Source organism: Phenylobacterium sp. (assembly GCF_036501465.1).
In the GTDB taxonomy this organism is placed as follows: domain Bacteria; phylum Pseudomonadota; class Alphaproteobacteria; order Caulobacterales; family Caulobacteraceae; genus Phenylobacterium.
Genome location: NZ_DASYAF010000036.1, coordinates 26,976 through 39,043, shown reverse-complemented (window position 1 = coordinate 39,043; position 12,068 = coordinate 26,976). Strand labels below are relative to the sequence as shown.

Genomic DNA, 12,068 nt, shown 5'->3' with positions numbered 1-12,068 from the left:
GGCCGACGTCCTTGACCAGCACCGGCGTACCGTTGTGCACCGCCAGGACGACGTTGCCGATGTCCTCCAGCGTCTCCAGCCGCCCGACGCCGCGGACGTAGTAGAACTGCCCGCCCTGGGAATAGAAGCCGCCGCCGGCGTTGGCGTTGTTGGCGGCCAGCGCGGCTTCCGCCTGGCTGACGCTCAGGCCCACGCCGGCCAGTTTGTTGGGATCGAACAGCACCTGGTACTGCATCTCGCCGCCGCCGAAGCCGCTGTCGTCGGCGACGCCGGGCACCGCTTTCAGCGCCGGCTCGACCACCCAGTCCTCGAAGGTCTTCAGCTCCATGGGCGAGCGGTCGGAGCTTTGCAGCACGTAGCGGTAGATCAGTCCCGACGGCGAGGTCAGCGGCGTGACGGATGGCTTCACGCCATCGGGCAGGCTGAGGTCGCCCAGCCGGTTGAACACCTCCTGGCGCGCGGCGTTGCGGTCGGTCCCGTCGTTGTAGGTGATCACCAGGTCCGAGAGGCCGTAGAGCGAGATCGACCGGCTCACCTTGGCGCCCGGCAGGCCGTTCATCTCGATCTCGGAGGGCACGGTGATCAGCCGCTCGACCTCCTCGGAGGTATGGCCCGGCCACTGGGTGATCAGCTCGACCATCGGCGGCGAGAGGTCCGGATAGGCGTCCACCGGCAACCGTTGCAGCGACCAGACCCCGACCCCGATGAGGATCAGCGTCAGCAGCGCCACCAGCCACGGCTGGCGCAGGCTCGCGGTCACCACGCGGTTGATCACCGAGGGCGCGCGCGGCGCCGGCGGGGCCGCCGGCGAGGGAGGCGTTTCGATCTCGCTCACTGGCTCTGCATGAACTGCACGAAGATGCCGCCGTCGCTGACGATGCGCTCTCCGGCCTGCAGGCCGGCGGTGATCTCGTACTGGTCGCCGGTGCGGTAGCCGAGGGTCACGCGGCGCCGGGCGAAGTCACCCTTGGGCTCGGCCACGTAGACGAACGGCAGGTTCTCGTCATCGCGCAGGATCGCGGCCGCCGGGACCAGCAGGCCCGTGCTCGCCTGCTTCGCGGTCAGCAGGACGCGGACGTACATCTGCTTCTTCAGCTGCCCGCCCGGATTGGCGGCCACCACGCGGGCGGTCACCGCACGAGTGTCGGGGTTCACCAGGGCCGCGACGTTGTCCACCACGCCGGTCAGGTGCGCCGCGCCCACGCCGGTCTCGATCTCGGCTGGATCCCCGGCCTGCACCGAGGCCTGGTCGGAGCTCGCCACCTGGGTCATCACCCACACCTTCGACAGGTTGGCGACGGTGAAGGCCGGCGTCGTCCCGGCTTGGAGCAGCTGGCCCGGCGTGATCAGCTTTTCCACCAGCGTGCCGCCGATCGGCGCGCGGATGGCGCCTTCGAGGCGGCCGATCGGCCGGCCGGCCTCGATGTCCCGGATCGCCTTGGGATCGATCTTCAGCGCCTGCAGGGCCTGCAGCGCCGCGTCGCGGTCGGCGGCGGCGTTGGCGGCGTCGGTCTGCGCCTGCTGCGCCTCTCGGGCGGAGATCCCGTTATGCTGCGCCAGGTCCTTGTCGGTGTCGGCGATCTGCCGGGTGGTCTTGGCGGTGGCGATGGCCTTGGCGTAGGCGCTGGTCGCCGCGGCGAAGTCGGAGGAATCGACCATGGCCAGGGCCTGGCCGGCGCTCACCGGCTGGCCGGGGTTGACCAGCAGCCGCGTCACCAGGCCGGAGATCGGCGAGGTCACGCTGGTGGACTGGTCGTTGTCGAAGTCGACGATGCCGGCGGCCTCGATGCTCTTGTGGAACTGGGCCTCGGCCACCGTGATCAGGCGCACGTGCTGCAGCTGGGCGGCGGTCAGGGTGACGTTCTGCGGCGTCACCTCGGCGGTCGCACCGGCATCGGTCTTGTGGCCGCAGGCGCTCAGGGCGGCGAGCGCGCTCGCCGTCAGCAGGAGCTTCGCCAGGGCGCGGATGGGCGGGCTAGTTCGCATTGGCGTCCTTGGCGAGGTCGGGGCGTTTCCACCAGCCGCCGCCGAGGGATTGGTAGAGGGCGACGGTGTCGCTGAAGCGCGCGGCTTCGGCTTGCACCAGGGTGAGCCTGGCCTGTTGGTAGGCTTGCTGCGCATTGAGCAACTGGAGCGGGCTGGCGTAGCCATCCTGGAGCTGGCGCTGGATGAGATCGAGAGTGGTCTTGGCCGCGGCGTCGGCGCGGGCCGCAGCCTTGAGGCCCTCGGCGTCCTGCTGGATCGCCGACAGGCTGTCGGCGACGTTCTGGAAGGCGCCAAGGACCGTCGAGCGGTACTGCGCCGCGGCCTGCTGGTAGGCGGCCTTGGCGGCGCGCTCCTGGTGCAGCAGGGTCCCGCCGGTGAAGATCGGCAGGGTCGCGTCGGCGCCCAGGCTCCAGAAGTTGGTGCCTGGCGTGAAGGCCCGGCTGAGCGCCAGCGCGGTGTTGCCGGCGATCGCAGTCAACTGGATGTTCGGCAGGCGGTTGGCGGCGGCCACGCCGATCTGGGCGGAGGCGGCGTGCAGGTTGGCCTCGGCCTGGCGCACGTCCGGCCGCTGCTCCACCAGCTTCGACGGCAGGCTGAGCGGCAGGTCGGCCGGCAGGGTCAGGCTGGCCAGGTCCAGTTTCGGCGGCGCCATCTGGCTGGGGAACTGGCCGACCAGCACGGCCAGCGCATCGTGCTGCTGGTCGGCCTGGTGGATCAGCGGCGGCAGGCTGGCCTGCGCCTGCGCCAGTTGGGTCTCCTGGGCGGCCACGTCCACGCCGGACGCGTAGCCCTTGGACTGCTGGTACTTCAGGATCTCGACGCTCTTGGTCTCGATGTCGATCAGCTTGCGGGTGGCGTCAACCTGTTCGGCCAGGGACGCGTCCTGGATCGCGGCAACCACCACGCTGCTGGTCAGGGTGAGGTGGGCGGCGATCATCTGGAAGCGGGCGGCTTCCTCCTGGGCGCGGGCGGCCTCCACGGTGCGCCGGGTCAGGCCGAAGGCGTCGAGCGTGTAGGTGACGCTGACCTGTGGGGTGAACAGGTTGAACTGGCTGGCGTTGTCGATCGGCGTGGGCGCGAGCGCGCCCGACTGCAGCTGCCGCTGGGCGGAATAGCCGGCGGAGACCTGCGGGAAGAAGGCGCCCTTCTGGGCCAGGGTCGTCTCATGCGCCTGCTTCAGCGCCGCCTGGGCGGCCGCCAGGTCGGCGTTGGCCTTCAGCGCCTGGTCGATCAGGGCGTTGATCGTGGTGGAGTGGTACAGCGTCCACCAGTCGCCCGGGATGTCCGCGCCGGAGGTGAAGGTCTGGGCCGCGCCGCCCGTGACGCCGGGCGTGCCGACCGCGCCGGTCAGCGGCGGGCTGACATAGCTGCTGACGGCCGGCGGCGCCGGCTTCTTGAAGTCCGGGCCGGCCGCGCAGCCCGCCAGCGCCAGGCCGAGCGCCGCCGTCAGGGCGGCTGAGCGGGCAGACCGGGCCAACGTCAGGGAACGATCGGGGACAGGCATCGATGGTGCGGTGTTCCGCTCGCGGCTGGACGACTTGGCGCCTTCGGTACCGGACGCGAACCGGGGCGTCTACGTTATATCATTACATGGCCGATCCGCCGCCCTGGCGGGAGGTCGATGGCGCGCAGCCCCTTATCCCGACTGTCGTGGCGTCAATCGGGCGCGAAAGCTTCAGTCTGAAACACTGGGCCGCTCGGCGCCCCATCGGCGTTTCCCCCTTGCGCCGAAGGGCGTATCTCCCAACCTCTGGTAAAGGGGCGGCCCAAGGAGGCCCTAAGTGGCGTCGCCATTCGACGGATACGAGGTCGAGGCCCGGATGCGCCCGGAAGCGCAGGAGTGGGCGTTCGACCTGGACCGGGTGCTGTCCTCGGTGGTGGCCCTGGAGGCCCGGGTGGCGGCCGACGCCTTCACCGCCCAGAGCCTGGGCGTCGAACGGATCGGCAATGCGACGGTGCTGAACGCGTCGGGCCTGGTGCTGACCATGGGCTATCTGGTCATGGAGGCCGAGGAGGTCGTCCTGACCCGCAACGACGGCGCGCGCGTGCCGGCCCACGTGCTGGGCGTCGATCCGGTGACCGGCTTCGGCCTGGCGCAGGCCTTGGAGCCGCTGGAGCTGCCCGCCCTGCCGCTGGGCGATTCGCGCAAGCTGAAGGGCGGCGCGCGGGTGATCATCGCCGGCGCCGGCGGCCGGGCCCACGCCGCCGACGGCCGCGTGCTGACCCGCATGCGCTTCGCCGGCTACTGGGAATATCTGCTCGAGGACGCGATCATGACCGGCCCGGCGCACCCGCACTGGAGCGGCGCGGCCCTGGTGGATGAGTCCGGCGCGCTAGTGGGCGCGGGCTCGCTCAGCCTGCAGGGCCAGACGCGCGATGGCGAGGCCGCGCCGCTCAACATGTTCGTGCCCTCCGAACTCCTGCCGCCGATCCTCGACGACCTGGCGAGCGGCCGGCCGGCGCATCCGCCCCGGCCGTGGCTGGGCGTGCTGGCGCAGGACTTCCGCGACCATGTGGTGCTGGTGGGCGTCAATTCCCGTGGGCCGGCCGCGCGCGCCGAGCTGCGCGCCGGCGACATCGTGCTGGCGGTCGCCGACACGACGGTGAGCGATCTCGGCGATTTCTACACCCAGCTCTGGGCCCAGGGGCCGGCCGGCGCGGTGATCCCGCTGCGCATCCAGCGCGAGGGCGACGTCTTCGACCTGGAGATCCGCTCCGCCGACCGCACGACGATGCTCAAGAGGCCGAAGCTGAACTGAGGACGACGCGCCGCACGCTAGCGGCCGACGATCGCCTCGTAGGCCCGGTGGGCCGCGGCCTGGGCGGCCGCCAGCCGCGCGCCGAGTTGGCGGAAGTCGCGGGCCTCGCCGGCCCGGGCCAGCAAGGCGCGGAAGGCCGCGGGCTCGGCGGCCGGATCGGGATTGTCGCCCAGGGCCACCTTGATGAGCTGGGTCAGGTCCTGCTGCAGGCGCCACGCGGTCTCGAGGTCGCGGACGGATGTCTCCGGGGCGAGGCCCGCGGCGGCCAGGGCCGCGAGCGCGGCGGCGGTGTTGGGCTGCAAGGGCCCGCCATCGGCTGCGTGCAGCAGCTGGAGGAACTGGGCGGCGAACTCGATGTCCACCAGGCCGCCCTCTGCGAGCTTGAGGTCCCAGTCGCCCTTGGGCGGCCGCTCGCGGGCGATGAGGGCGCGCATGTCGCGCACGTCGCGGGCGGTCTTCTTGGCCTCCCGCGGGCGGCGCAGCGCGGCCTCGATCACCGCGGCGGCGTCCGCGGCGAAGGCGTCGCTGGTCGCCCAGACCAGGCGCGCGCGGGTCAGCGCCAGCAGCTCCCAGGTCTCGGCGCCGGAGTCGCCTGGCCCGGTGTCGCCGCTTGCAGCGTAGTAGTCCTCGAACGCGGCGAAGCTGACGGCGACGGGGCCCTTGGTGCCGGACGGACGCAGCTGCATGTCGACCTCGTAGAGGCCGCCCTGGGCGGTCTGCGTGGACAGCGCCGCGATCAGCCGCTGAGTGAAGCGGCCGTAGAAGGTGGCCGCGTCCCAGCCCTTCCCCGCCGAGGCGGCGGCCGGCCCGTCTTCCCCGTGACCCGCGGCGCGGTAGAGGGTCATCAGGTCGAGGTCGGAGCCGGCGCTCATCTCGCGTGAGCCGCACTTGCCCAGCGCCACCACCGCCACCTCGCCGTCGAAGGCGCCGCCCAGACGCTCGGTCTCGGCCAGGGCCGCGCGGGCCAGGGCCGCGATGCACAGGTCGGCGAGATCGGCGAAGGCCTGGCCGGCGACCACCGCGCTGGCCGCGCCGCTCATCACCTGGACGCCGACCCGGAACGCCTGCTCGCGGTGGACGATTCGCACGGCGTCCATGGCCGCCTCGAAGCCGCCCGGCTCGCTGCCGGCCGCCTGGGCGACCGCCGCCTGCATGGCCGGGCCGTCCTCGGCCAGGTCGATGGGGCTGAAGAAGCCGCCATCCAGCATGGCGTCGATGGCGGCGGGCCGGCGCGCCAGGGTGGCGGCCAGGCGTGGGGCGAAGGCCATCACCTGCACCACCAGCTCGAACAGCTTCGGCTGGGCCAGGAACAGGGACTGCAGCTGCACCCCGCTGGACAGGTGGGCGAAGAAGTCGCCGAAGCGGGTGAAGGCGGCGTCCGGCGCGCCGGTGGCCTGGGCGGCGTCCAGCAGGCGCGGCGCGAGCCGGGTGAACAGCTCGCGCCCGCGTTCGGTGGCGGTCGCCGGGATGTGGCCGTGGTGCCAGGCGCGGATGGCGCGCGAGACCTGGGCCGGGCTGGAGAAGCCCATGCGCTTCAGCGTCGCCAGCGTGGCCGGATCGTCGTCGACGCCGGTGAACACCAGGCTGCCGAAGCGCGAGGACAGCGGCTCCTCGGCCGGGAAAAGCTCGCCGTAGCGAGCGTTGACGCCCTTCAGCGTGCGGGTGATGGCCGCGTCGAAGGCGCGCAGGGTGTCGAAGCCCGAAAGCGCGGCGACCCGGCGGCGGTCGGCGTCGGCCTCCGGCAGCTTGTGGGTCTGCTCGTCGGCCAGCATCTGCACCCGGTGCTCGACAGCGCGCAGGAAGCGGTAGGCCTCGGTCAGCTCGGCGCAGGTCTGGGTGGCGACGTGGCCGGCCTCGGTCAGCGCCGCCAGGGCGTCCAGGGTGCGGTTGGAGCGCAGCTCCGGATGGCGGCCGCCGAGGATCAGCTGCTGGGTCTGGACGTAGAACTCGATCTCGCGGATGCCGCCGGTCCCGAGCTTCAGGTCGACGCCCTTGGCCGCCACCCGCTCGTCCACCTTGTGAGCGTGGATCTGGCGCTTGATCGAGTGGATGTCGGCGATGGCGGCGAAGTCGAGGTTGCGCCGCCAGACGAAGGCCCGCAGTTCGCTGAGGAAGGCCTCGGCGGCCGGCCGGTCGCCGGCGCAGGGCCGGGCCTTGATGAAGGCCGCCCGCTCCCAGTTTTGGCCGACGCTCTCGTAGTAGTCCATGGCCGCAGGGATGGGCACGGCCGGCGGCGTGGACGCCGGGTCAGGGCGCAGCCGCAGGTCCATGCGGAACACATAGCCGTCGGCGGTGCGCGCCTGCATCAGCTCCGACAGCCGCTGCGTCAGGCGCACGGCGAAGGCCTGGGCCTCGACGCCGTCGGCGAGCGGCATGGCGGCCGGATCGAAGAACACCGAGACGTCGATGTCGCTGGAATAGTTGAGCTCGAAGGCGCCCTGCTTGCCCATGGCGATGCAGAACCAGCCGGGGACCGGCCCCTCGGCGCCGCGGCCCAGCCGGGTCAGGCGCCCGGCCTCCAGCTCGCCGCGGGCGGCGACGGTGAGCGCCGCGGTCACCGCGGTGTCGGCGAAGCGGGTGAGCGCCGCGGTGACCTGGTCCAGGTCCCAGACCCCGCCCAGGTCGCAGAGCGCGGTCAGCAGATGCAGTTCCTGTTTCAGCAGGCGCAGGCGTTCGACGGCGGTGTCGTGGTCGAGGGCGGCGGCCTCGGCGGTGCGCGCCAGGATGTCTTCCAGGCCCGCGTCCGGATCGGCGGCCAGCAGGGCGTCGAGGCGGGCGGGATCGCGCCGCGCGAGGCTGGCGAGATAGGGCGAGGCGGCGAACACCGGCGCAAGCGCCGGCCAGGCTGCGGCCAGCCGATCGCTCCAGGCCTCCTCGGCGAGGGCGATGCGCAACCGCTCGGCCGCCTTGGTGTCGACCACCGGTCCGCAGGGCTTGAGCTGATCGGCCAGCGCCATGCGGCGTGCTTAGCAGGCCTTCCCTGCGAGCGGGAGAAGGCGTGACCGCGCCGCGGCGCGGGTGAGGCCCTGAGGGAACCACGGACCACACGAACAGGTTTCCCCGGCCGCCTTCCGCGTGGGTTCGTGTGATCCATGTGGCTTTGACTCCCGCTCATCCCGGCGAAAGCCGGGACCCATAGGGCGCAGGGGCCTGGGCGCCGTCCGCACGAGCGCATCAATTCAGCTTGGGTCCCGGCTTTCGCCGGGATGAGCGGGGGGTTTAGCCGGTGTCGGCGAGGGGTGGCTGGCCGCCCTGTTGGCCACATCGCCTGCGGCGGCGCAGGCCCACATGGGCATCGAGCGGGCGGAGTTCCAGGCGCGGCGCGCGGCGGTGATGGCCGCGGCGCCCGACGGGATCCTGCTGCTGCATGCGTCCTCGGCGCCCAAGGAGTGGGGCGACGCGGGCTTCCGGCAGGACTCGTTCTTCTAGTGGCCTGACGCCAAGGTCATCGACGCCGCCCCGGTGATCAAACCGATCCGCGCGATCAAGAGCCCGGCCGAGGCGGCGCTGCTGCGCACGGCCGCCGGCTATACCGACGTCGCCTTTCGCGCGGCCAGGTCCCGGCCCTAGGCTCCGGCCCTAGGCCCTGGGCAGCACCAGGGCGACCCGCAGGCCCGGGCCCATCTCGCCGACCTTGCCGGGGCCTTCGGCGATCTCGAGGCGGCCGCCATGCGCCTCGGCGACCGCGGCGACCAGGGACAGGCCCAGGCCGGAGCCCGGTTCGTTGCGGCTGTTCTCCAGGCGCACGAAGCGCTGGACGACGCGCTCGCGGTCGGCCTCGGGCACGCCGGGGCCGGTGTCGGTGACCGAGAACTCGACCTCGCCGGACGAGCGGCGGCGCACCCGCAGCATGATCGCCCCGCCGGCCGGCGTGTATTTGATGGCGTTGTCCAGCAGGTTGGCGAGCGCCTGCGACAGGAACTCCTCATTGCCGCGCGCCTGCAGGCCCTTGGCGAACTCGGCGTCGAACTCCAGGCCCTTGTCCTCGCACAGCGGCTCGTAGAGCTCGGCGATGTTGGCCGCCAGCTCGCAGGGATCGAACAGGACCTGGTTGGGCGCCGTGCCGGCCGCCTGCAGGCGCGCGATGGCCAGCACCGCGGCGAAGGTCTTCAGCACCCCGTCGGTGTCTTCCAGCGCCTGGGCCAGCGCCTGTTCCGGGTCGCCCTTGCCGGCTTCGACATCGAGGTAGGCCACCTCCAGGCGCGCGCGCAGGCGGGTGAGCGGCGAGCGCAGGTCGTGGGCGATGGCGTCGCCGGCGTGGCGGTGGCCGGCCATGGAGCGCTCCAGCCGATCCAGCATCTCGTTGACGCCGGCGCTGAGCTCGTCGAACTCGTCCCTGGCGCCCCTCACATGGGCGCGGGCCCCAAGGTCGCCGTTGCGCACGGCGTCGACCACGGCGGTCAGGCTGGCCATGGAGCGGCTGACGTTGCGGCTCATCAAAAGGCCGCCGCACAGGCCCAGCACCACGATCAGCGCGCCGGCGCCCCAGAGCGCGCGGACCACCTGCACCACATAGGCCTCGTCCTCGCCCACGTCGGCGCCGACGAACAGCAGCTGGCCGCCGGCCAGGCGCTCCTGCAGCCCGCGGGCCGGGTGTTTGAACGTGTGGCCCTGAGCATCGACGTCGGTGACCGAGAAGGTGGTCCAGGTGGGCTGGCCGTCGAACTTGTCCACCGGGCTATAGGGGATGGACCCGGAGATCCGCTTCTGGTCCGGCGTCATCAAAAGGTAGAGGAAGGCCCCCTCGCCGGCCGCCCGCTCGATCACCGCCTGGTTCAAAGCCGACAGGCCGGCCTGGTCGTAGGCCGAGACCAGGCCGTGCATCTCGCGATTGATCTCAGCGTCGGTGCGCCGGCGCGCCTCGCCCGCCGTCGCCACATAGATGTAGGCCAGGAGCGCCAGCGCGGCGCTGGCGAACAGCGCCAGGAACAGGACCGTCAGCCGGAACGGCGTGGTGCGGAAGATCCGCGGCAGGCGGAATCGCCGCGCCGGCGCCTCGTCAGGCATCCAGGCGGTAGCCGGCCCCGCGCACGGTCTGCAGCATGGGCCGGTCGAATCCCTTGTCGATCTTCGAGCGCAGGCGCGAGATGTGAACGTCGATGACGTTGGTCTGCGGGTCGAAGTGGTATTCCCAGACCTTTTCCAGAAGCATGGTGCGGGTCACCGACTGGCCGGCGTGGCGCATCATGAATTCCAGGAGCTGGAACTCGCGCGGCTGCAGGTCGATCTCCTTGCCCTGGCGGTGCACGGTGCGCCCGATCAGGTCCATCTCCAGCTCGCCGACCCTGAGCAAGGTGTGGACCGAGCCGGTCTCTCTGCGCCGCGCCAGGGCCTCGACCCGGGCGATCAGTTCGGCGAAGGCGTAGGGTTTGACCAGGTAGTCGTCGCCGCCGGCCTGCAGGCCGGTGACGCGGTCGCCCACCTCGCCCAGGGCCGAGAGGAACAGCACCGGCGTCTGGTCGCCCTCGCGGCGCAGGCTCTCGACCAGCTGCACGCCGTTCATCTTGGGCATCATCCGGTCGACGATCATCACGTCGAACTCGCCGTCGCGCGCGGCCGTGAGGCCCGCCTCGCCGTCGGCGGCCCGCACGCAGGCGTTGCCCGCCTCGCTCAGCCCCCGCTCCATGGCTTCCGCCGCTTCGAGGTCGTCCTCGACGATCAGGATCCGCATGGTCTCTCCGCCCCTCCGATCCTTGAGCCTAGCCTGGGACGAATTTCAGGGTGAGGAAGGTCGTCCGGCCCTGGCGCAGGATGCCCATGACCACGCCGGGACGCCCCGCCTTCTTGGCCGCGTCGGCGGCGGCGGCCACCTCGGCGGCGGTGCTGATCGGATGGCCGACCGGCGCCTGGACGATGATGTCGCCGCGGTGGATGCCCTTTATCCCGGCGTCGGAGCTGGCTTCCACGCCCTCGATCAGCACGCCCTTCAGGTCCGGCGGGGCGTTGAGCCTGCGCCGCGTCGCCTCGTCCAGCGGGGCCAGCGACATGCCCAGCACGCTGGGGTGCGGGGTCGCCGGCGGGGCCAGCGGATTGCCGCGCTCGACGCCCGGGCCGTTGTTGTCGTTGGACGCCAGGTCCTTTTCCGAGGGGCGCACGCCCGAGCGGATCTCGACCGGGTGGTGCTTGCCGTCGCGGATCACGTCCAGGCGGATGGCCTCGCCCGGCTGGGCCTTGGCGACCTCGCGGGTGAGCTCGGTGGAGGTCTTGATCGCCACCCCGTTCACCGAGACGACCACGTCGCCCGGCTGCAGCCCGGCCTTGGCCGAGGGGCCGCCCGGCACGGTGTCGGAGACGATGGCGCCCTTCTGCGCGCCCAGGCCCTGGGCTTCGGCCATGTCGCTGGTGAAGTTCTGGATGGTCGCGCCGATGTAGCCGCGCTGGATCTTGCCGCCGCTGATCAGCTTCTTGGTCACCGAGTCCGCCACGTCGGCGGGGATGGCGAAGCCGATGCCGACCGAGCCGCCGGTGGGGGTGAAGATCGAGGTGTTCACCCCGATCACCCGGCCGAAGATGTCGAAGGTCGGGCCGCCGGAGTTGCCGCGGTTGATGGGGGCGTCGATCTGGATGTAGTCGACGAAGCTGTCGCCGATGTCGCGGCCGTAGGCGCTGATGATGCCGGCCGTGGCGGTGCCGCCCAGGCCGAAGGGGTTGCCCACCGCGATCACCCAGTCGCCGACCCGCGGCCGACCGGCGTTCTCGAAGCTGACGAACGGGAAGGCGCCGCGCCCGCCCTTGACCTTGACCACCGCCAGGTCGGTGCCTTCGTCGCGGCCGACCACCGTGGCGTCGAGCTCGGTTTCGTCCTTCAGCACGACCTTGATGGTCTCGGCGTTCTCGACCACGTGGTTGTTGGTGACGATGTAGCCGTCGGCCGAGATGAAGAAGCCGGAGCCGGCCGACTGCTGGGTCGGACCGCGCGGGCTGGCGCCGCCACCGCCGCCGCCGCGACCACCGCCGGCGGGCGGGCCCTCCTCCTCATCGTCGTCGCCGCCACCACGACCGCCGAACGGCAGGCCGTCGAAGCCCGGGATGCGACGCAGCTGGCTGGTGTCCACGCGGCTGGTGACGTTGATCGACACCACGGCCGGCGAGACCTTCTCGAAGATGTCGGCGAACGACATCGGCGCGCCCGGCGGCGGGGCGAAGATCGGCGCGGTGGAGGCCTTGATGACCTGGCCCTGGCCGTCGGTGTGGCCGGCGGGAAGCTGCACGCGCGAGCCGGCGACCGCGGCCGCAGTCACGCCGGCGGCGGCGATGGCGCCCAGGATGTAGCCCGTTCTCTTGGAGGTCATCTGGCGTCTGCTTCCCTCTCGGCGCCGGTCG

The 12,068-nt window shown here is 72.0% G+C and carries 9 protein-coding genes; 2 read left to right on the top strand and 7 right to left on the bottom strand.

The genetic code is table 11. The features are described 5' to 3' along the window. From VGL85_RS03810 to VGL85_RS03800, 3 genes are all read right to left on the bottom strand, one after another. On the bottom strand, positions 1 to 835 hold an 835-nt coding region (locus tag VGL85_RS03810; RefSeq protein WP_331586155.1), incomplete at its 3' end, for an efflux RND transporter permease subunit. Next, positions 832 to 1,986, bottom strand: a complete 1,155-nt coding sequence (locus VGL85_RS03805) for an efflux RND transporter periplasmic adaptor subunit (RefSeq protein ID WP_331586153.1) — start codon at positions 1,984 to 1,986, stop codon at positions 832 to 834. The genes VGL85_RS03805 and VGL85_RS03810, both read right to left, overlap by 4 nt. Next, positions 1,976 to 3,463, bottom strand: coding sequence for an efflux transporter outer membrane subunit (locus VGL85_RS03800; protein WP_331586151.1), 1,488 nt, complete (start codon positions 3,461 to 3,463; stop codon positions 1,976 to 1,978). The genes VGL85_RS03805 and VGL85_RS03800 overlap by 11 nt, the downstream gene beginning before the upstream one ends. 304 nt (positions 3,464 to 3,767) lie before the next feature. Between VGL85_RS03800 and VGL85_RS03795 the strand changes: the two genes are divergently transcribed. After that, the gene (locus tag VGL85_RS03795; protein WP_331586149.1) at positions 3,768 to 4,745 is read left to right on the top strand and encodes a S1C family serine protease; all 978 of its coding nucleotides are present in this window, start codon (positions 3,768 to 3,770) and stop codon (positions 4,743 to 4,745) included. 17 nt (positions 4,746 to 4,762) lie between these two features. On the opposite strand, the gene VGL85_RS03790 is transcribed toward VGL85_RS03795, so the two are convergent. Then, complete coding sequence (locus VGL85_RS03790; protein ID WP_331586147.1) at positions 4,763 to 7,702, bottom strand: bifunctional [glutamine synthetase] adenylyltransferase/[glutamine synthetase]-adenylyl-L-tyrosine phosphorylase; 2,940 nt, start codon at positions 7,700 to 7,702, stop codon at positions 4,763 to 4,765. 298 nt (positions 7,703 to 8,000) lie between these two features. Here VGL85_RS03790 and VGL85_RS03785 point away from each other — a divergent pair, with 298 nt between their 5' ends. Beyond that, the gene (locus VGL85_RS03785) at positions 8,001 to 8,174 is read left to right on the top strand and encodes a hypothetical protein (protein ID WP_331586145.1); all 174 of its coding nucleotides are present in this window, start codon (positions 8,001 to 8,003) and stop codon (positions 8,172 to 8,174) included. Between the two features lie 150 nt (positions 8,175 to 8,324). Here the strand turns inward: VGL85_RS03785 and VGL85_RS03780 are convergent, their stop codons facing one another. Genes VGL85_RS03780 through VGL85_RS03770 form a run of 3 tightly spaced genes read right to left on the bottom strand, consistent with a single transcriptional unit; the run spans position 8,325 to position 12,037 of the window. After that, the gene (locus VGL85_RS03780) at positions 8,325 to 9,752 is read right to left on the bottom strand and encodes a HAMP domain-containing sensor histidine kinase (RefSeq protein ID WP_331586143.1); all 1,428 of its coding nucleotides are present in this window, start codon (positions 9,750 to 9,752) and stop codon (positions 8,325 to 8,327) included. Continuing rightward, entirely contained in the window at positions 9,745 to 10,416 is a 672-nt protein-coding gene (locus tag VGL85_RS03775) for a response regulator transcription factor (RefSeq protein WP_331586141.1), read from the bottom strand. Before VGL85_RS03775 ends, VGL85_RS03780 begins: the two co-directional genes overlap by 8 nt. Positions 10,417 to 10,444: 28 nt before the next feature. Next, positions 10,445 to 12,037: a trypsin-like peptidase domain-containing protein gene (locus tag VGL85_RS03770; RefSeq protein WP_331586139.1), complete on the bottom strand. Its 1,593-nt coding sequence runs from the start codon at positions 12,035 to 12,037 to the stop codon at positions 10,445 to 10,447. Positions 12,038 to 12,068: the final 31 nt, after the last annotated feature.